Origin of the sequence: Phyllobacterium sp. (assembly GCF_037994405.1) — a bacterium.
GTDB lineage: Bacteria > Pseudomonadota > Alphaproteobacteria > Rhizobiales > Rhizobiaceae > Phyllobacterium.
The window spans coordinates 1-20842 of the sequence record NZ_JBBNAN010000163.1; the positions used below are offsets into that span (position 1 = coordinate 1).

At 57.1% G+C, this 20842-nt stretch carries 21 protein-coding genes and 1 pseudogene; all 22 read left to right on the top strand.

What is annotated here, in order from left to right; genetic code table 11:
* Positions 1-74: 74 nt before the first annotated feature.
* Positions 75-176 carry a hypothetical protein gene (locus AAAC48_RS09630; RefSeq protein WP_340653988.1) on the top strand — a complete coding sequence of 34 codons (102 nt, stop codon included), beginning with the start codon at positions 75-77 and terminating at the stop codon, positions 174-176.
* A 281-nt stretch (positions 177-457) separates the two neighbouring features.
* Positions 458-816 (top strand): annotated as a pseudogene (locus tag AAAC48_RS09635) (DDE-type integrase/transposase/recombinase); the annotation flags it as partial.
* A 251-nt stretch (positions 817-1067) separates the two neighbouring features.
* Positions 1068-2390 carry an extracellular solute-binding protein gene (locus AAAC48_RS09640; protein WP_340653968.1) on the top strand — a complete coding sequence of 441 codons (1323 nt, stop codon included), beginning with the start codon at positions 1068-1070 and terminating at the stop codon, positions 2388-2390.
* A gap of 86 nt (positions 2391-2476) precedes the next feature.
* Complete coding sequence (locus AAAC48_RS09645) at positions 2477-3433, top strand: sugar ABC transporter permease (RefSeq protein ID WP_340653969.1); 957 nt, start codon at positions 2477-2479, stop codon at positions 3431-3433.
* Positions 3430-4383, top strand: a complete 954-nt coding sequence (locus AAAC48_RS09650; protein ID WP_340653970.1) for a carbohydrate ABC transporter permease — start codon at positions 3430-3432, stop codon at positions 4381-4383. Before AAAC48_RS09645 ends, AAAC48_RS09650 begins: the two co-directional genes overlap by 4 nt.
* Entirely contained in the window at positions 4380-4586 is a 207-nt protein-coding gene (locus AAAC48_RS09655; RefSeq protein ID WP_340653971.1) for a hypothetical protein, read from the top strand. Before AAAC48_RS09650 ends, AAAC48_RS09655 begins: the two co-directional genes overlap by 4 nt.
* A gap of 3 nt (positions 4587-4589) precedes the next feature.
* Entirely contained in the window at positions 4590-5687 is a 1098-nt protein-coding gene (locus tag AAAC48_RS09660; protein WP_340653972.1) for an ABC transporter ATP-binding protein, read from the top strand.
* A complete protein-coding gene (locus tag AAAC48_RS09665) occupies positions 5680-6687 on the top strand; it encodes an ABC transporter ATP-binding protein (protein WP_340653973.1) in 1008 nt (335 codons plus the stop codon). The genes AAAC48_RS09660 and AAAC48_RS09665 overlap by 8 nt, the downstream gene beginning before the upstream one ends.
* Before the next feature lie 57 nt (positions 6688-6744).
* Positions 6745-8424 (top strand): dihydroxyacetone kinase subunit DhaK, encoded by a 1680-nt coding sequence (locus AAAC48_RS09670; protein ID WP_340653974.1) that lies wholly within the window; start codon positions 6745-6747, stop codon positions 8422-8424.
* The gene (gene dhaL, locus AAAC48_RS09675; protein WP_340653975.1) at positions 8414-9025 is read left to right on the top strand and encodes a dihydroxyacetone kinase subunit DhaL; all 612 of its coding nucleotides are present in this window, start codon (positions 8414-8416) and stop codon (positions 9023-9025) included. Before AAAC48_RS09670 ends, dhaL begins: the two co-directional genes overlap by 11 nt.
* Complete coding sequence (dhaM, locus tag AAAC48_RS09680) at positions 9022-9423, top strand: dihydroxyacetone kinase phosphoryl donor subunit DhaM (RefSeq protein ID WP_340653976.1); 402 nt, start codon at positions 9022-9024, stop codon at positions 9421-9423. Before dhaL ends, dhaM begins: the two co-directional genes overlap by 4 nt.
* On the top strand, positions 9420-9764 hold the full coding sequence (locus AAAC48_RS09685; protein WP_340653977.1) for an HPr family phosphocarrier protein: 345 nt from the start codon (positions 9420-9422) through the stop codon (positions 9762-9764). Before dhaM ends, AAAC48_RS09685 begins: the two co-directional genes overlap by 4 nt.
* A 159-nt stretch (positions 9765-9923) precedes the next feature.
* The gene (locus AAAC48_RS09690; protein WP_340653978.1) at positions 9924-10334 is read left to right on the top strand and encodes a hypothetical protein; all 411 of its coding nucleotides are present in this window, start codon (positions 9924-9926) and stop codon (positions 10332-10334) included.
* 33 nt (positions 10335-10367) lie between these two features.
* Positions 10368-11372: a dihydroxyacetone kinase subunit DhaK gene (gene dhaK / locus AAAC48_RS09695; protein WP_340653979.1), complete on the top strand. Its 1005-nt coding sequence runs from the start codon at positions 10368-10370 to the stop codon at positions 11370-11372.
* A 206-nt stretch (positions 11373-11578) separates the two neighbouring features.
* Positions 11579-13225: an ABC transporter ATP-binding protein gene (locus AAAC48_RS09700; protein ID WP_340653980.1), complete on the top strand. Its 1647-nt coding sequence runs from the start codon at positions 11579-11581 to the stop codon at positions 13223-13225.
* A 222-nt stretch (positions 13226-13447) separates the two neighbouring features.
* On the top strand, positions 13448-13930 hold the full coding sequence (locus tag AAAC48_RS09705) for a MarR family winged helix-turn-helix transcriptional regulator (RefSeq protein WP_340653981.1): 483 nt from the start codon (positions 13448-13450) through the stop codon (positions 13928-13930).
* Positions 13931-13946: 16 nt separating this feature from the next.
* Positions 13947-14645: an SDR family NAD(P)-dependent oxidoreductase gene (locus tag AAAC48_RS09710; protein ID WP_340653982.1), complete on the top strand. Its 699-nt coding sequence runs from the start codon at positions 13947-13949 to the stop codon at positions 14643-14645.
* Entirely contained in the window at positions 14646-15977 is a 1332-nt protein-coding gene (locus AAAC48_RS09715) for an FAD-binding oxidoreductase (RefSeq protein WP_340653983.1), read from the top strand.
* Between the two features lie 106 nt (positions 15978-16083).
* A complete protein-coding gene (locus AAAC48_RS09720; protein ID WP_340653984.1) occupies positions 16084-17760 on the top strand; it encodes a peptide ABC transporter substrate-binding protein in 1677 nt (558 codons plus the stop codon).
* 95 nt (positions 17761-17855) lie between these two features.
* Entirely contained in the window at positions 17856-18806 is a 951-nt protein-coding gene (locus AAAC48_RS09725) for an ABC transporter permease (protein WP_340653985.1), read from the top strand.
* A 9-nt stretch (positions 18807-18815) separates the two neighbouring features.
* Positions 18816-19703 carry an ABC transporter permease gene (locus tag AAAC48_RS09730; RefSeq protein WP_340653986.1) on the top strand — a complete coding sequence of 296 codons (888 nt, stop codon included), beginning with the start codon at positions 18816-18818 and terminating at the stop codon, positions 19701-19703.
* Positions 19704-19715: 12 nt separating this feature from the next.
* Positions 19716-20842 (top strand): FAD-binding oxidoreductase (locus AAAC48_RS09735; RefSeq protein WP_340653987.1); only part of this gene is annotated, 1127 nt, incomplete at its 3' end.

Below are 20842 nucleotides of genomic sequence, written 5' to 3' on the forward strand. Positions count from 1 at the left end.
TTACCACTTTCACAATCAGTTCGCCGGTTCCGAGCCCTGAAAGACATGGCCAATCAGTTGCACGACACAACGCTATCGTCGATGCCATCAATGTTAGGGATGTGCAAGCAGCGAAAGCCGCAATGCGTGCGGTGATCGAGGATGGAGCCGAACGTGTTCTTGCGGCCTCATCTTGAGTTCGCAATGATCAGCGCAAGCCTGCACCAGCCGGTGTACTGGCATCGCCGACTTTTCGGTTTGTAGCAGGGGAGGAGAAACGGGTGTGGTCGTCACGGAGTGTATGGGCGTGAAGTACATCTCGAACATCGCGGGCCCGGCTTGCGCGATGATCGGGACATCCGCATCAGTAATCTCGAGGACAACTCATAAGCAGGCCAAGTCTCGTGGCGAATCCGATTATCACCTGAAGTAGAAGCGCTGTTTCCCACACGCTTGCTTCGTCCTCACTCGGCCAGCACTGCCTATCCGGGTGATTGTCCATGCCGTTTGGCTGTGTTTTCGGTTTTCGCTCAGCTTTCGAATGGTTGAGGATATGCTGGCAGCGCGCGGCGTTATCGTCTCTCCCCAGACCGTGAGACTTTGGGCGGAGAAATTCGGCAGACATTTCGCCAGTGATATCCGAAAGCGATCAACCGACAGGCTCGGCGGCAAATGGCGCCGCGACGAAGTCGTCATCACCGTTCGAGGAAAGAAACACTGGTTTGGCGCGCCGTCGATCAGGACGGTTTCGTTCTCGACGTCTTGGTGAAAAGCCGCCGTAGCCCCAAGGCCGCTAGGCGCCTGATGCGAGAGCTTCTAGTAGGGCAAGGACGGTCACAGCGCTCAATCCATTCCACCTACGTGGCGACAACACTCCGGCGCGCCGTGCGAACCGACTTTCGACAATTGCCCCCGGGCGCTACGCATTTAGCAGTGCAGTGCAGCAACGAATCACACTTGATTTGTTTAGTAAAAGGTTCATTACTAAACAACATTACTCAACATGATGGGAGAGATCATGCGGGTAATGAGGGAACAAATGGGATTTTCGGGCGGCATGAAGCCGCGTAGCTATCTGGGAGGAAAGCATGCAGACGATAAAGCAAGCCCTGCTCGGGGCGACCTCGGCGCTTGTGCTGTTCATGGCACCGAGCTTGGCAAGGGCAGACGAACTCACACTGTGCTGGGCGGCTTGGGACCCAGCCAACGCCCTGGTTGAGTTGTCGAAGGATTTCACGGCCAAGACCGGAACTCAGATGAAGTTCGAGTTTGTGCCGTGGCCAAATTTCGCCGACCGTATCCTCAACGAACTCAATTCAGGCGGGAAACTGTGCGATCTCCTGATCGGCGACAGCCAATGGATCGGCGGCTCGGCCGAAAACAAGTACTACGTAAAGCTCAATGATTTCTTCGACAAGGAAGGGATCAAGATGAGCGATTTCGCGGAGGCGGCGGTCAACGCCTATTCCACATGGCCGAAAGGGACGCCAAATTATTGGGCGCTGCCGGCCATGGGCGATGCCAACGCCTGGTTCTACCGCAAGGATTGGTTTGCCAAGCCCGAGATCCAGGCCGAATTCAAGCAGAAACATGGACGCGATCTCGCACCGCCGAAAACCTGGGACGAATTGAAGGAGGTTGCCGAGTTCTTCAACGGGCGCGAAATCGACGGCAAGAGGGTCTATGGTGCCGCCATCTTCACCGAACGCGCTTCAGAAGGCATAACGATGGGTGCGTCATCGGCGCTCTATTCCTATGGTTTCAAGTATGAAAACACCCCCGGCAAATATGACATGGAGGGTGCCGTCAACTCGCCAGACGCCATTGCCGGACTTGAAGCCTATAAGGAACTCTACAAGTGCTGCACGCCGCCTGGATATACGGACGCCTATATGAGCGAAAGCCTCGATGCCTTCAAATCCGGGCAGGTCGCTATGGCGATGAACTGGTTCGCCTTCTTCCCCGGTCTCTACAAGGATGAGAAGGTCGGCGGCGACAAGATTGGCTTCTTCGTTAACCCGAAGGAAAAGGTCGCAGCGTCGACGCTCGGCGGTCAAGGAATTTCCGTTGTTTCCAACACCGACAATATGGAGGGTGCGCTTGCCTACATCAAATGGTTTGCCCAGCCTGATGTTCAGAAGAAGTGGTGGTCGCTCGGTGGATACTCCGTGCACAAGGCGGTTCTGACAGACCCGTCCTTCCCGGAAAGCCAGCCCTTTGCCGCTGACTTCCTTGTGGCAATGAACCAGGTCCAGGACTTCTGGCAGGAGCCATCCTACGCAATCCTTCTGCAGGCGATGCAAAAGCGCCTCCACGATTACGTCGTCGCTGACAAGGGCACGGCCAAAGAAGCGCTGGATGGTCTCGTCAAAGATTGGACAGAGGTTTTCAAGGACGATGGAAAGCTTTGAGCATCCATTCCTGAAATGGTTGTCCGGATGCGGTATTATGCCGGGCAGCCATGCCAGTGTTCCGTAAAGAAATCCAGGTGACGTCTGTGACCGATACAAGTTCCTCACTGCTGGGCAAGGCCGCCCAGGCAACGCCCGCGCCCCTTGCTTCCCGAATTCGCGGTATTTCCGATCGAACCATGGCGTGGCTGTTCATTACGCCTGCGATCGTCCTGCTGCTCGCAGTCAACATTTTCCCGCTGATCTGGGCGATCCGTCTCTCATTCACGAATTACCGGGCAAATCGCCCCAACGCTCCGATCGAAAGCGTCGGCCTCAGCAATTACAACCGTGTCCTTACCGATCCGAATATCTGGCAGGCGATGCAAACCACGGCGCATTTCGTCTTCTGGACGATCCTGCTACAAACACTGATCGGCTTTTCGCTGGCCTATCTAATTGACCGGAAGTTCAGGGGCCATGCATTCTGGACAACTGTCATTCTTGTGCCGATGATGCTGTCGCCCGCCGTTGTCGGCAATTTCTGGCGGTTTTTGTACCAGCCGCAAATCGGGCTTTTCAACTACATCGTCTCCTTCCTCACCGGCGTTCCGCCTTCCTCATTTGAAATGCTGGGTTCGGTGCCGCTTTCTCCATGGGCGATCATCATCGTCGACACATGGATGTGGACGCCCTATGTCATGTTGATCTGCCTGGCCGGTCTGCGGTCCATTCCGGACTACATCTATGAAGCCGCAGAAGTCGACCGCGCGTCGCTCTGGCGCCAGTTTTGGTCAATCACCCTGCCCATGGCGCTTCCCTTCATCATGCTGGCGGTGCTCTTTCGCGGCATCGAAAACTTCAAGATGTTCGATATGGTGACGCTTCTGACCGGTGGCGGTCCGGGATCGACAACCGAGGTTGCTTCAATCACGCTGAAGCGGGAGGCATTTGAAAGCTGGCGCACCGGCCGGGCATCGGCCTTTGCCATCATACTGTTTGTTGCGGTGTTTGGCCTCGCCAACATCTATGTCAAAGCCCTCAACAAGGTGAAACAGCGATGAGTTCCGTCAATTCTGCCCATTCGGTCGTCGAGCCGGGAACAATGTCGAAGCGGATCGCGGCGACCATCGTCATCGCCTATGCGCTCATCACGATGATCCCGCTCGTCTGGATCGTCATGACCAGTTTCAAGTCGCCGCCGGATTCGATCAGCTATCCGCCCAAGATCATGTTCCAGCCGACGCTCGAGGGCTATTGCAACCTGTTTACGACGCGCACCCGCCAGACGCCCGATTACATCGCCTCGCTGGGTGCGCCGACGAGCACATGCGATGATATCACGCGAAGCCGCAATATGGTGATTGCCGGTCCTTCGAATTATTGGCCTCGTTTCAAGAACTCGCTGGTTATCGCCTTTGGTTCGACATTCCTTGCCGTATCGCTTGGAACGCTTGCGGCCTATGGATTCTCGCGCTTCAAGGTGCCGCTTGCCGAGGATCTTCTGTTTTTCATTCTTTCGACGCGCATGATGCCCCCGATCGCCGTGGCTATCCCGATTTACCTGATGTATCGCGAGCTCGGCCTTTCGGATACGGCGCTGGGAATGATACTTCTCTACACCGCCGTCAATGTTTCGCTTGCAGTCTGGCTATTGAAGGGCTTCATCGACGAAATTCCGCGTGAATATGAGGAAGCGGCCATGATCGACGGCTACACGCGCATGCAGGCCTTCTTCAAGGTCGTGCTGCCGCAGGCGACGACCGGCATCGCCGCCACAGCGATCTTCTGCCTGATTTTTGCGTGGAACGAATATGCTTTTGCGGTGCTTCTGACGTCGGGCGAAGCACAGACTGCGCCGCCATTTATCCCAACCATCATCGGCGAGGGCGGGCAGGACTGGCCGGCCGTTTCAGCCGCGACAACGATCTTCCTTGTCCCAATCCTCGTCTTTACCATCCTTCTGCGCAAGCAGCTCCTGCGCGGGATTACCTTTGGAGCCGTAAGGAAATGACAGCGCAAGTTCCTCACATTTCCAAGCAAAAGCGGCCGTTCTTTTTGCGGCGGGGATCGATGGAGAACATAGCAACGGCGATCATCGGCCTTGGTTTCCTGATGCTGTTCCAACCCTTCTTTCTGATCCTCTATACATGGTCCCTAGTTACTCTCCTGGCCGGCACTATCCTGTTCATCATTGTTTCGAAGTTTCCGGAGTAGGCAATGGCAGAGATTAGAATTGAGAACCTTCGCAAAGAATTCGGCAGTTTCGCCGCGGTGGAAGATTCAAGTTTTGTCGTGCGAGACGGCGAATTCCTTGCACTGCTCGGCCCGTCCGGCTGCGGCAAGACCACAACATTGCGCATGATAGCCGGTCTCGAGCTTCCGACCAGCGGCAAGATTTTTCTTGCTGGCGAGGATGTCACGCTCAACCGTGCCAGGGAGCGTGATATCGCCTTCGTTTTTCAGCTATTTGCGCTTTATCCGCACATGAATGTTCGCAAGAATATCGGTTTTCCGCTGCTCGCACAGGGTGTTTCAAAGGCGGAAATCCGCTCCCGGGTCGAAGAAACGGCGAGGCTCTTGCAGATCGACCATATTCTGAACAAATCGGTATCTGGTCTTGCAGGCGGTGACCGCCAGCGCGTGGCGCTTGGGCGTGCGATCGTTCGCCGACCCAAATGCTTTCTCATGGACGAACCGCTTGGCACGCTCGATGCCGAGTTCCGCGACCTGATGGTTCGCGAGCTGCGCGAATTGCACAATCGGATCCACGCCACCACCGTCTACGTGACACATGACCAACTCGAGGCAATGGCAATGGCCGACAAGATCGCCGTGATGAACCATGGCATCATCGAACAATTCGGCTCACCTCAAGAAATCTACAATCGACCGGCCACGATGTACGTCGCCGACTTTATCGGATCACCACCCATGAACTTCCTGCGGTTCAAAGCGGGCCTGCAGAAAGGCACACGGTCAGTGTCGGTCGAAGGTGTGGATATTACAGTACCGGAAATCCATCAGGATGTCGCGGAAGGAGAACTCGCGCTCGGGGTGCGTCCCGAGGACATACGCTTCAGTGACGCGTCGTCCCTGCGCGGAGCCGTATACGGTAGCGAATATCATGGGACCAACCAGATCGTGGCGGTCGAGATGGCGGAGGGATTGGTCAAGGCACGGGTTCCGGCGGATCAGAATTTCCGCATCGGTGAAAAGGTCGGACTTGAGCTCAACCATGACAAGCTCTGCGTCTTCGACTGCACCTCAGGCAGAGCGGTCCCTTCATCGCGTTATGCGGGGGCTCATCATGGCTGAAGTCATTCTGAAGGAGATCAGCAAGGACTACGGCGACACGCGTGCCCTATCCAATCTGGACCTCATTGTTGCCGATGGCGAGTGCGTGGTCCTGCTTGGTCCCACCGGCGCCGGCAAGACGACAACGTTGCGGCTTATCGCTGGCCTCGAGCGGGCAGACAGCGGCCGGATCACTATCGGTGGGCGCGATGTGGGAACCGAGGCACCGGCGGCCCGGGATGTTGCGTTCGTGTTTCAGCAGTATTCGCTTTACCCGCATCTATCCGTCTACGAGAACCTCGCTTTTCCGCTGCGCTCGCCGGCACGCCGCCTCGGCAAGGATGATATCGACCGGCGGGTCCGTGATGTCGCGCGCATGGTGCGCATCGATCACAAGCTGGAAAATCGCTCGACCCGCCTTTCGGGCGGAGAGATGCAACGTGTTGCCATAGGACGGGCGCTTGTGCGAAGACCCGCCATCTTCCTGATGGACGAACCACTGTCATCGCTCGACGCGAAATTGCGTGCCGAACTGCGACTTGAACTCAAGCGGATCCAGAAAGAGCTTGGGGCAACGCTGCTTTATGTAACCCATGACCAGATCGAAGCCATGACCATGGCTGATCGCATCGGAATTCTGGCGGAGGGACGTTTGGTGCAAATCGGTACGCCGCGCGAAATATACAGTAACCCAGCCAATACTCATGTGGCTGCCCGGCTCGGGCAACCGCATATCAACCTCATTCCTGTGGATGTCATCCCCGACAGCCGGGCTCCCGCCGGAGCACGCACCGTTGGAGCACGGACCGAACATCTCGATATATCATTGGTCGGCAACGCCAATGCGCATGTCGACTGGGTCGAGCATTTGGGGGATCAGAACCATCTGCACATTAAGGTTGGTGACTGCAAGCTCATAACCTTGGCCAATCCGTATCTTCCGGTGAAGCCGGGGGACAAGATTGGCCTCAGACTCAAGAACCCGCTTTATTTTGGTGCTGACGGGAACAGGGTGTACTGACCTCGCGGCGGCGCTGCTTTAACCCATGAAAACAATGCAAGAGACTGGAAGATGCCGATGAAACACTTCTTCAACCGCAGGGAAAATATCGTGACGGAGGCGCTTGACGGGCTCCTGCTGACGGGACGCCCGGGCAGGCTGGCCCGGCTCGACAGTTACCCAGCCATCAAGGTGATCTTGCGTGCGGATTGGGACCGGTCGAGGGTCGCTGTCCTGTCGGGTGGCGGTGCGGGTCACGAGCCTTCCCATGCCGGATTTGTTGGAAAAGGCATGCTGACAGCAGCTGTTTCGGGCGAAATCTTCGCTTCTCCCAGCGTTGACGCGGTGCTTACGGCCATCCGTGCAGTCACAGGGCCGCAAGGGTGCCTGCTGATCGTCAAGAACTATACCGGCGATCGGTTGAATTTCGGGCTCGCCGCCGAAATGGCACGTGCCGAAGGCTTGAAGGTGGAGATGGTCATCGTTGCTGATGACATCGCGCTTCCCGATTTTGCTCAGCCACGCGGCGTTGCGGGCACGCTTTTCGTGCACAAGATTGCGGGCTTTTTCGCTGAACGGGGTGACAGTCTCGAAGACGTAGCTGCCGCGGCTGCCGCGGCAGCGCACGAGATCATATCGCTGGGTGTTGCACTCTCCACTTGTTCCATCCCTGGGCAGCTACAGGAAGCGCGCCTCGGCGCCGAAGAGGGCGAACTCGGTCTTGGAATTCACGGTGAGCCAGGTGTCGAGCGTATCGCCGTTCAAACGTCGGGAAAGATCGTTGAGATCATGACTGAGAGGCTCGTGGCCGTCTTGCCGGGCACAGGCGATTACGCATTGCTGATCAACAATCTTGGCGCGGTACCGCCACTGGAAATGAGCCTGATTGCCCATGATGTTCTAAAGTCTTCGCTGGCTTCAAGGGTAAAGCTCATTGTCGGTCCCTCACCAATGATGACGGCACTCAACATGAACGGCTTTTCGCTCTCGCTCATCCGTCTTGATGCCGAGCGTGAGGCAGCACTCGTCGCGGCGGTCGAACCCCATGCGTGGGTTCCTCCGGTCACGCGCCATGAAATCGTGGTTCTCCCGGCTCCGGCGCCCTTGATCGGCAAAGCAACTGGACCGGCAAGCCAGAATCCCCTCACGCAGAAGGTTGTTACCGGCATTTGTGCGCACCTGATTTCGCTCGAAACGGAACTCAATCGTCTGGATGCCCGAGCAGGCGACGGTGATACTGGCTCGACGGTTGCCGCAGGCGCTCGTGGCATTCTCGAGGAGATCGGCTCTCTCCCACTTGCTGACACCGCCGAGACGCTGGCAGCAATCGGCGGTAACCTTGCAACCAGCATGGGGGGGTCGAGCGGTGTGTTGCTGTCCATATTTTTCACAGCTGCAGCCAAGGCGATGGCCCGAACAGGGAGCCTTCCCGGCGCACTATTGGCCGGTCTCGATCGCATGACCTTTTACGGTGGTGCAAAACCCGGTGACAGAACGATGGTCGATGCGCTCGATCCAGCCTTGCGATCCCTTGCGTGCGGTGGAATTTCAGAGGCCGCAAGGGCGGCCCGAGCCGGCGCGACCGTGACAAGCGCGATGACCAAGGCGAGGGCGGGACGCTCTTCCTATGTTGGCAAAAGGGATCTTGAGGGCGTCGCTGATCCGGGCGCAGTCGCCGTAGCGGAGACGTTCGAGTTTGTGGCCGACTTGCTTTCGGGCAAAGCCACGCGCGGGGAGACTTCATTCGTTGCAGACTGACCGGACGCTCATCCTTGGATTGATCGACACGTGCAGGGCCGTAATCGCCGACCACGCAGATCACCTTTGCGAACTCGACCGGGCGATAGGGGACGGCGATCACGGAACCAACATGCGGCGCGGCTGCGATGCGGTCTATCTCGACCGGGAGCGGCTGAGCGCCATGCCGCTGGCGCAGGCGCTTGAAACGATTGGTCGCACGCTGGTCATGAATGTCGGCGGCGCCGCCGGCCCATTGTACGGGACATTGCTGATCGAAATGGGGCGCCGGGTCGCTCAAGCGAACGAGCCCAACTTCGCGGCAATCGTCGGGGAAGCGATCGACGCCGTCGCCAGACGCGGGCGTTCGCGGAAAGGTGACAAAACATTGCTTGATGTGCTCTATCCCGTCCACACGGAATTGGTCAGGCAGTCTGCCCTAATTCGTATTGCTCGCACAGCAAAGGAATCCGCTCAATCGACTGCCGGTATGAAGGCTATGCGCGGTCGGGCATCCTTTCTCGGAGATCGGTCGATCGGTCACGTCGACCCCGGGGCATCGAGCTGCGCGCTCCTGGCTTCAGCCATTTGTGACTATCTGAAGGAGTATCGTCCGGCATGAATGGCAAGATCGCAAACGTCGGAATTGTGATTGTCTCACATTCACCGCTCGTCGCCAAAGGCACTGCCGACATGGTGCGCCAGATGGTGGGCGACGGAGTTCCGCTCTCGTGGTGCGGAGGCAATGCCGACGGCGGGCTCGGTACCAACACTGCAGCCATTCTGCGCGCCATCGAGGCCGCTTGGTCCGATCACGGTGTTGCCGTGTTTGTCGATCTCGGCGGTGCCGAGACGAACAGCGAAATGGCGATCGAAATGCTGGGTGAACCGCGTTCCGCGCTCGTCGCCATCTGCAATGCTCCGCTCGTCGAGGGTGCGGTTATTGCGGCAGCCGAAGCGTCCGGAGGTGCATCGCTTGCCAAGGTGGTCGCGACGGCGGAAGAACTCTCGCCGTCATGAGCAACAAGCGGGATACATCTCTTGAGGAGACCACACGGGTGTCGGTGCGGTGGCAGACGGAAATCGAAGTACAGCACGGGATCGGCTTCCATGCCCGGCCGTCGGTTCTCTTCACGCGTCTTGCCAAATCCTTTCCCTGTACGATCGAGATCGAAGTAAATGGCAACAGTGTCTGGCTGAACGGGAAGAGCATCGTCAAGGTCATGGGAGCCAAAATCCGCAAGGGTTCCATCCTTAAGATCCGTGCCGATGGCATCCTGGCCGCAGAAGCGGTCGCCGCATTGAAAGAATTGGTCGAACACAATTTCGATGAGGGAATTGCTCATGGCCGTAACGCTTAGGCCTAAAGGGTGCGGACCTGTCCGCTCGGGGCCAACGATCGGGAGACCGCCTCTTCCCGGGTTGCGCAATTGTTCGGTGTCGCCGACACAATTGCACAATGTACAGGCGCGGATCGGGTATTTGAACGCCGGCGCAACGAAAGCGGCGGAGCAATAGGAATGGCGCGGGAACCGATGGAAGACGCGATTGTGGGCTACAAGACAATTTTGGCCCAGATCATCGACAACCGCCCCTCAGGCACGCGTCAACGGCTTGCCGCAGCGCTCGGCAAACATCGGAGCTTTGTCACCCAGATCACCAGCCCGGCCTACTCGACGCCGTTGCCGGCTAGGCATCTCGCAACCATTTTCAGGGTCTGTCACTTCAGCCCCGCCGAACTTGAACGATTCGTCGAAGTTTATCAGGCAGCCCATCCTGGCAAGTTGCCGGACTTTGGCAGTTCCGACGGGCTGAGACCGCTGTCATTGATGGTTCCGGATCTCGGCGATGCAAAGAAAAATCACCTGCTGGACGAGACGATTACTGATTTTGTCCAGAAGATCGCGGCGCTCTTGAGCAGCACGGATTAGTGTATCATTGATCGTTGCCTGAGGAGGGGCGCGATGAAGAAATTCATGAACAAGGCCGAGTCCATGGTTGCCGAGAGTCTGGAAGGCTTCGTGTCGGCCCATGAAGCACTGGTCATGTTCGGGTCGCAACGGAAATTCATCCGTCGGCGTCATCTCGTCCCAGGAAAGGTCGCGATCATCTCCGGCGGCGGCGCGGGCCACGAGCCGCTGCATGTGGGTTTCGTCGGAGACGGAATGCTCGATGCTGCCTGTACGGGCCATATCTTTACCTCGCCGACACCCGATCAGATCATGGCGGCCATCGAGGAGACCGATACTGGCGCGGGGTGTCTGCTGGTCGTCAAAAACTATGACGGCGATGTGATGAATTTCGAAATGGCCGCCGAGGCGCTGACCGGGAGACATCGTATCGAGACCGTCATCGTCGATGATGATGTGTCATCGCATTGGGCGGCGCGAAGTTCAGGCCGCAGAGGGGTCGCCGGAACGCTGATTTTCGAGAAGGTGCTTGGTGCGGCTGCCGAGTCCGGAATGGATCTCGCTGGATTGAAAGCGCTCGGTGAGCGAATACGCCGGCACGTTCGCACCATGGGGATAGCACTTGGCGGCGTCACCGTTCCGGATACGGCCCGCACGACCTTCGTGCTTGAGGCTGATGAGATGGAGGTTGGCGTCGGCATTCATGGCGAGCCGGGCGTCTCCCGCCAGAAGCTGGCCGATGCCGACACGATCACTGCCATGCTGTGCAACGCAATTCTCGCGGATTGGGAAATGTCAAATGCCGGTGAACGCGCATTGCTCCTGGTGAACGGCTTTGGCGGAACCCCCACTCCGGAACTCTATCTGGTTTACAATCTGGCCCGTCGCACGGTCGAAGCCAAAGGCATCCAGGTCGCAAGATCACTGGTCGGAACCTACGTGACATCGCTCGACATGGCAGGGCTGTCGGTCACACTGGCCATGCTTGACGATGAGGCCCTGCACCTTTGGGACGCTCCGGTCTCGACGGCCGTCCTGCACTGGGGCACGAACCAATAAACTTCCGCGAGCACGTTCATGATGAGAGGCGCAAGGGTGGGCTCCGGTCTTGCGGCGTCTTTGTCGCCCGATTCTTGTGTCAGGTAATCGTTGTCGGCGCGAGCAGATGAACCACGAATCGAAGTTGGCCCGCTTCTTGCTTGAAATTGCAAGCGTCAGATGGAAAGGTATCCATCTTGGTTTGGCTAGGAGAGGTCACTGGGGCGATGACGAGCGTAGTTCAACGAACCACCGCAATTGACGGAGCTGCAATTCTTGCCATCGAAGGCCTTTCGGTGGATTTGCCGAAGGGCATGGAGCGACGCTATGCCGTCGAGGACATCTCCTTTGATCTGCAAGCTGGAGAAATCCTCTGCATCATTGGCGAGTCGGGCTCGGGCAAATCCGTTACCGCAAATGCCATCATGGGGCTCTTGCCATCGTCTATTCGCGCCAGTGCAGGCGCAATCCGCTTTAAGGGCGTGGACATCCTCAAGGCAAAAGAGGCGGAGGTTCGCGAGCTGCGCGGTCGCGCTGTCTCCATCATCTTCCAAGACCCGCTTTCCGCTCTTAATCCGTTGATGACAATCGGTGATCAGATCGCCGAAGTGATGGAGGTTCACAAGGTGGGTACACCGGACAGCCGAAGGAAAGCTGTGCTCGATTTGCTTGAGGAGGTCGGTCTGCCTGACCCGGTGCTTATGCAACACCAATATCCCTTCCGGCTCTCGGGTGGTCAGCGCCAGCGCGTCATGATTGCCATGGCCTTGGCACTTGGACCGGATGTGCTGATTGCAGACGAACCGACGACGGCGCTCGATGTGACGACACAGGCGCAAATCCTTGAACTGATCCGCAAGATCCAGCGCAGCAAGAACATGAGCGTGATGTTCATTACGCATGATTTTGGCGTCGTGGCCGAAATCGCCGATCGGGTGGTGGTCATGGAAAAAGGCAAGATTGTCGAACAGGGCAAGGCGTTTGATGTACTTAATCATCCGGCGCATCCTTATACCAAGCGACTGACGGCGGCCGTGCCCCGCATGCGCGATAAGGACAGGACGAATGATACAGAGGCGCCGGTCGTGCTCGACGTTCAGAAACTCAACAAGATCTATACGAGTGGGGGCAGCTTCTTTTCAAAAGGCCGTACCGTACATGCGGTCAACGATGTTAGTTTCACGATCCGGAAAGGCCGCACGCTTGGCGTCGTCGGGGAGTCCGGTTCCGGCAAATCGTCACTGGGGCGTGTGTTGCTCAAGCTGATGGATGCGGATGGCGGCAAGATCCTGTTCAATGGCCAGGATATTGCGCCGCTTAAGCCGAATGAATTCCGTTCGATGCGACCCTACATCCAGATGATTTTTCAGGATCCGTTCGCCTCGCTTAATCCGCGCCATACGATTGGCCAGATCCTTGTGGTCGGCCCGATGGCGCACGGAATCAGTGCTGTTGAAGCCAGGGTCAAAGCGATGCGTCTGCTCAAGCTCGTAGGCCTCGACGAAGGCGCTTATGATCGCTACCCTCACGAGTTTTCGGGCGGCCAGCGCCAGCGCATCGGCATTGCCCGCGCGCTGATGTTCGACCCCGTCCTGCTTGTTGCCGACGAGGCCGTTTCGGCTCTTGATGTTTCCATCCAGGCACAGATTCTTGAACTGTTGATCCAAATTCAGAAGCTGCTGAATGTCGCAATGGTATTCATTACGCATGATCTGCGCGTAGCAAGCCAGATATGTGACGATATTGCCGTAATGTACCGCGGTGAGGTCGTAGAATTCGGCCCGCCATCGCAAATCTTCCGCAATCCAGGACACGCCTACACCCAAAAACTTGTCTCAGCCATCCCCGGAAGCGCGTGGGAACCCGCTGCCTGATCTTTGCGCTTTGAACGCTAATTCCTGCCCGTTTTGCTGAGGTTATGCCTCCAAAACGGGCATTTTCATGTTTTGATCGAATTTGTGCGACGAGGGGTAAAATAATAGTTGCATTTGTCCACTATTTGCCAAAGCATGCAAAATTGAAAGCTGCATAACGAATTCGAGGACCTCGAACCCGATCGGTATTACCGATTTCGGGAGTGGATGGAGTGCGTGCGAATGTCTGATGCTGGACAGAAGCCAACATCAATCGAACATGTCGATCTCGACGTGCTCGAAGACACGTTGAGCTTCTATATTCGCACGATGAACATCGCCGTTTCCCGTGATCTCGACGAGCGGCTGGATGGCCTTGATGTGGCGCGAGGGACGGGCAAGATCACGACGCTTCTTCTGGTCGACAGTCATCCTGGCATACGGCCCTCGGTGATTGCGCAGCTCATTATGAAAGATCGCTCTGCCATGGGGCGTCTTATCGAGCAGATGATCGACCACGACCTGCTTGTTCGGCAAACGTCCGCAAGTGAACGCCGGGCGCACGAACTGTTTGTGACGACAAAAGGTGCTGAACTCGCTGCGAAGATCAGGCCGATCGTCACGAAGCAGTCAAAAGACTTCTTTTCCTTCATTGCAGAAGAAGAGCAGGCACAGGTCATGGATATTCTCCGGCGGGCCTACCGGAAGATGATCGGAATGAAGTGAATGCTGGGAGACGGGTATGGCAGAAGAACGCGTGGCTCTCATATCAGGGGCTAACCGAGGGATAGGAGAAGCGATTGCCCGCTGTCTAGGGGATGCCGGGTGGAGGTTGTCGCTGGGTATGCGTGAGCCGCAGCTGCCGGATTGGGCCGACCCGGATCGGGTTCAGGTTGTTGTCTATGATGCGAACGACATCGGAGCCGAAGTGGAGTGGACAGCTGATGCGCTGGCAAAGTTCGGCCGTATAGATGCAATCATTGCCAATGCGGGAATTATGATCCCGAAGAATGTGATCGAAGCCGATGATTCCGATCTCGACGCTATGCTAGCGGTAAATGTGAAGGCGCCGCGGCGGTTGGCTGCTGCAGGCTGGGACGCGCTCGCCAACAGCGGGCGAGGCCGCGTTATCATTCTCGGCTCGCTATCGGGAAAACGGGTGAAATCCGCCGCTGCCAGCCTCTATTCCGTCTCCAAATTCGCAGCTGTGGCGCTGGCGCACGGCATTCGTCACACGGGTTGGGATCTTGGTATTCGAGCGACTGCCGTTTGTCCCGGATTTGTCGCAACAGACATGGCGCGCAGCCTGACCAGCCGGGAGGACAGGCTGATGACCGATCCAACTGACATTGCCCGCATCATTGCAATGCTGCTCGACCTTCCAAATGAGGCGAGCGTCGCCGAATTCACCATCAACTGCCAGCTAGAGGAATCCTATTAAATGCCCGGTCCCTATGTCGTTCGTGTTCATGGTGATGAAAACCTGCCCGAAAAAGTCGACGTGGTTGTGATCGGCGGAGGTATCATCGGAACGTCCACGGCACTTGAACTCGCCGAGCGTGGGCAGAAGGTGGCCCTGTGCGAGAAAGGCGGCATCGGTCAGGAGCAGTCGAGCCGCAACTGGGGTTGGGTGCGTATCTCGCGTCGCGACCCGCGCGAAGTGCCGCTGATGGCAGAGGCGTTGCGCATCTGGTCCAGTCTCGACCAGAGGCTTGGCCGGGATACGGGTTACAAGCGAGCCGGTATCCTGTTCACATGCCCCGATGACGAATCCTACGATCAGCACGAGCGCTGGGGCAAGAACCTGGAAGGCTATCAGCTCCAGAGCCGCATGGTCAGCGGCAAGGAGCTTCAGGGTCTCTTGCCGGGCGGCAAAATAGATCTGAAGGGAGCACTCTATACGCCTGCCGATGGCCGTGCCGAACCGCAAAAGGCTGCACCAGCAATTGCCGAAGCGGCGCGCGACAAGGGTGCGGCAATTCTCACCGAATGTGCGGTGCGTGGCATCGAGACGTCGGCCGGAAAAGTGTCAGGTGTGGTAACCGAACGCGGAAGGATTGCCTGCAATGCCGTGGTTCTTGCCGGCGGAGCCTGGTCCAATCTGTTCTGCGGCCTTTACGATATCGATCTGCCGCAGCTGAAGGTAATGAACACGGTCATGCGCACCAAACCTCTGGAGGGCGGACCTGAATCAGCCATCTGGTCCAAGGATTTCGCCATACGCAAGCGGCAGGACGGAGGTTACACGGTCGCTTCGGGACATGAGAATATCGTCGACATCGTGCCGAATTCATTTCGGTATGCATTTCAGTTCCTGCCTGCGCTCAAGATGGAATGGCGCTCGCTATCGTTTCGCGCCGGGGGGCGCTTTCTCGATGAGGTGCGAATTCCGCGCAGTTGGAAAATGGATGAGGCCAGCCCGTTTGAATATAACCGCGTGCTCGATCCGAAGCCTTCTCTTGATATGTCCAATCGAGCGTTCAACAATTTGAAGGCGGCGTTCCCGGTATTCAACCAGGCTGAGATTGTACAACGCTGGGCTGGTTACATCGACGTCACACCCGATGCAGTCCCGGTGATTTCTGCGGTCGACCAGATTCCTGGGTTCCACATCGCTTCGGGTTTTTCAGGCCACGGTTTTGGTATCGGTCCGGCGGCCGGTCGCCTGATGGCCGATATTGTGACGGGCCGGTCACCTGTCGTCGATCCGACCGATTTCCGGTTTTCCCGCTTCAGTGATGGCTCAAAGGTGAAGCCGATCAGCGGGTTCTGACATCAGCGCGGTCGAGGAGCCGCGCCGTCAATGAGTGATCAGCCCGAATGGGCAGATAAGCATGCAGACCTGAACATTGAAAAGCCAATAACGAAGGGAAACGACAATGTCTGAAAAGCATCGAAATTCAATTTTTCATCCGACACGGCGCCAGGCGCTCGCCATGATGGGTTTGGTGGGCGCATCAGGCTTGGTCATGCCGGGCATTCTTGGCCGCGACAAGGCTTATGCCGCACCTCCATCAACCCCTAAAGGCCAGGTCATCATTGGCTTTTCGCAGGAACCGACCGTCTTCAATCCTCATATGCTGCATATCGAAGTGGACGAGGGCATTCACTTCAGCGTTTTCGACCCGCTCTTCAATGTTGATCCGGATGGCAAATTCACACCTGCGCTTGCGGTCGAGGTACCGACTGTCGAAAATGGCGGTATTTCAGCCGACGGCCTCAATTGGAAGGTAAAGCTGCGTGATGGCGTGACATGGCATGACGGCAAGCCGTTCACTGCGGAAGACGTGAAATTCACGCTTGAACTGGTGGTTGATCCTAACTTTCGCAGTGGCAGGCGTGCCGGACACGATCTGGTGCGTGACATCAAGGTCGTATCGCCGACCGAAATTACCTGGCGCATGGACAAACCCTATGCGCCCTATCCGTCGATCCTTGCTTCCACATTCATCGTGCCCAAGCACGTTCTGGAACCGGAAGCCGATCGCAACACTGCGCCGTTCAACAATGCACCGATCGGAACGGGGCCGTTTAAATGGGTCGAACGCGTTGCCGGAGATCATATCGAGCTTGCCGCCAACGCAGTTTATTACGGTGACGGCCCCTATCTCGAACGGGTTATCTACAAGTATATTCCTGACCTCACAGTCCTTTACACGCAGTTCAAGACCGGCGACATCGACGTTACCGGCCTGCAGTGGATCACGCCTGATCATTATGACGAGGCGAAAGTGCTGGATGGCAAGGACGTTGTGATTGTACCAGGCGCGACTATCGAGTCTGTCACCTTCAATATGGAAAAACCGCAATTCAAGGACGTTGCGGTGCGCCAGGCACTTTACTTCGCGCTGGACAAGGCGACCATCATCGATGCGCTGTACTATGGTTTGCCGACGCCGACAGAAAGCTACATGCCGCAGCAGTCGTTCTATTTCAATCCGGATCTGCCGAAGCATGAATTCGACATTGAGAAAGCCAAGAAGCTGCTGGATGACGCGGGCTGGAAGCCAGGTGAGGACGGTATCCGTGCAAAGGATGGTATTCGTCTTTCCTTCTCCAATTCCACGACAGCTGGCAATCATATCCGCGAACAGGTGCAGCAATTCATGCAGCAATCCTTCAAGGATATCGGTGTCGAGATGACAATCTCGAATCTGCCACCTGCAGTCATGTGGGGGGAATACTGGATGCAGTCGAAATTCGAGTCTGTCGTTGTCGGTATCAATTTCCTCACCGGACCTGATCCTGATACCTCGGACTATTTCCTCTCTACATCCATCAACGCCAAGGGTGGCGCGGGGCAGAACACCTCGCAATATTCCAGCCCGGAAGTCGATACGTTGCTTGGAGAGGGCGGGCGCGTCTTCGTACCAGAAGAACGCAAGAAGGCATATCTCAAGATCCAGGAGGTCATTCGCAACGATCTGCCTCTCCTGCCGATCTTCCAGTACGCCACCGTACGCGGCCACAAGAAAGGCATGACTGGTTTCACGCCAAACGTGAACAACCGTATCGACTCCTGGAATGTTGGCAGCTGGTACTGGGAACAGGCATAGCACAGGCTGGGCCGGGAAAAACTATTCCCGGCTCCTCCCTCGCACTAGCCGATATCGTTTTCAGATCTGGACCGCATTTATCGGAGATCAATGCCATGACCCGTTATATCCTGAACAGGCTCGGTCAAAGCCTTGTCCTGCTCGTGCTGGTATCCATGATAGGTTTTGCAGTTCTCAACCTCGCGCCGGGTGGCCCGCTATCACAATTCGCCCTGACGCCAGGGATGACGCAGGCTGATCTTGATCGCATTTCTGCGCAAATGGGCCTCGACCGACCCTTGATCGTGCAATACGCGGATTGGGCCTGGCGGCTCCTTCGTGGCGACTGGGGTCGTTCATTTCGCGACAGCCGTCCGGTTCTTGATGTTATCGGGGGGCATTTTGGCGCCACCCTGCTGCTCATGGGCACAGCAACCGTGATCTCTGTTGTAGTCGGGACCTGGGTTGGCATCAAAGGTGCGACGAAACGCTATTCAATCTTCGATTATACGGCAACGGTCGGTGCCATGGTCGCACTGTCAATCCCGACATTCTGGTTTGGTCTCGTTGCGATCTATATTTTCTCGCTGAAACTTGGATGGCTGCCGGCGGGCAATATGTACACGATCGGTGACGGCTCCATTCTCGACTATGCGAAACATCTGATCATGCCCGCTCTTGTATTGGCACTGGTCGATGTGGCGGTGTGGAGCCGCTATATGCGTACTGCAACACTCGATGTGATCAATCAGGATTTTGTACGAACGGCCAGGGCCAAGGGCATGACGCCCCGGCGTGTGCTGATGAAGCACGTCGTCGGCAACGCTTTACTACCCATGATCACGCTGGCGGGGTTGCAGGTTCCGACCTTGCTCGGGGGGGCTCTCGTTACAGAAACTGTATTCACCTGGCCAGGAATGGGCCGGCTTTTTCTCGATAGTCTCGGTTACCAGGATTATCCGGTGGTGATGGGACTGCTGATGTTCTCAGCCATCCTCGTTCTCCTCAGTAACCTCGCAGCGGATTTGCTGACGGCATTTGTCGATCCGCGTATCCGGCTCACTTAGGAGGCCGCCATGACCGTTTCCACAACGTCCGCAAACAGCTCCGTCAAGTCCGGCTGGTGGAACAGCCGCACCTTCCGGCGGTTCGTCCGGCATCGGCTCGCAGCGCTCGGCGTCGTCATGGTGGCCGTCCTGACCGTTGCCTGTGTCATTGGGCCTTACATCCTCCCATACAATGATCTCTATATCGACTTGCGTGCCCGCTTCTCGCCGCCGCTGACGGGCTACCACTTCCTTGGTACAGATCCGCTGGGTCGTGATATTGCAGCCCGCCTCTTGATGGCGGGCAGGATTTCGATGCTGGTTGGTTTTTCGGCAATGATCCTGAGTACGCTGATCGGCGCAACCATCGGCGTCGTGGCGGGCTATTATGGCGGACGCGTCGGGACAGTCTTGATGCGGTTTGTCGATGCGGTGCTGTCGTTTCCCAGCATCTTCCTGCTGCTGGCGCTGGCTGCATTCATCAAGCCCAGCCCGATCATGATTACGGTCATCATTGCCATCACCAGCTGGATGGAGGTGGCCCGCATCGTCGAGGCCGAAGTGCGATCCCTGCGCGAACGTGATTTCATCATGGCGGCGCGCATGCTCGGCCTCAGCAATCGCTGGATCATGTTTCGCGAGCTTCTGCCAAACGCGATGGGTCCCATCATTGTCGCAGCGACTTTGACCGTCGCGCGCGCCATCCTTCTTGAAGCCTATGTGAGTTTTCTCGGCTACGGCATTCAGCCACCGCTACCGAGCTGGGGCAATATGTTGAATGGCGCACAGCAATATCTCCAGTCGGCACCTTGGCTCGCAATCGTGCCGGGTGTGGCGATCACACTGGCGGTCACGAGCTTCAACTTCATCGGAGATGGGCTGCGTGATGCGCTCGATGCCAGAAGCGATCTTAACTAGGGGCGCATGGATATGCCGAAATTCTCTGCATTCGAGGCAACGCTCTGGTATGCGACGGCGGCGCCTGCGCCGGAAACATCGAAGCTGAAAGGTAGGGCAAATGCCGATGTCTGTATTGTTGGCGGCGGCTACACCGGATTGACCACTGCACTGGAACTCGCGTGTTCGGGCGTGAAGGTCGTGCTGTTAGAGGCGCAGGAAATCGGCTTTGGCGGTTCCGGCCGCAATGCCGGACACTGCACGCCAACTTTCACGCATTACAGTTTACCGGAGCTCCGCAAGATGCTCGGGGAGCCGTGGGCCGAGAGACTTATCCAACGCCAAACACGCGCTAATGATCGCGTGTCGGATATGATCTCTCGCTACGGCATCGATTGCGAGTGGCAGCAGAACGGCTACGTGATGGGTGCACACACTCCCAGCTCCATGGGGGCAATCGAGGCCAAAGCGCGAGAGTACAATGCGGTGGGCGCAAGGACGCGCGTTCTCGACAAGACGGAGGTTGAGTCTCTTACTGGAAGTCCGCGCTTCCATGGGGGCTGGTTCCACTCCGAGGCAGGGCACCTCAATGCACTTGGCTATGCGCGCGGATTGGCGCGCGCTGTGATATCGGAAGGCGGCTTAATTCACACATACTCGCCCGTCACGAAGGTCGAACATGAAGGAGGGGCCTGGGCGGTCCACACGCCTGAAGGATCGGTCATTGCCGAAAAAATCATCTTCTGTACTGGTGCATACACGATGGGCGGATGGCCGGGGCTCGACAGGACGTTCAAGATTCAGCGCGTGTTCGTGGCCGCTACCCGGCCGCTTGCGAAAGATTTGCGGAAGTCTGTCCTGCCGCAGAACACCACGATGCATGACGGACGCGGCGATATCTTTGTCTATAAGTATAATGCCGACGGCCGTATCGTTGCGTCCATGTTTCCAATGGGGCGGCGTGGCAAGGATCTCGTTTATACCAAGCAGGTGATGACCGATCGCCTAAAATGGCTTCACCCGCAAATCCGTCAGGAAATCCGTTGGGACTATTTCTGGTTTGGTGAATTAGATATGCAATATCGAACGATTCCCAGGCTCTACAATCTCGCGCCGGGTGTTGTTGCCCTTACGGGCCTTTCCGGGCGTGGTGTTCCGAC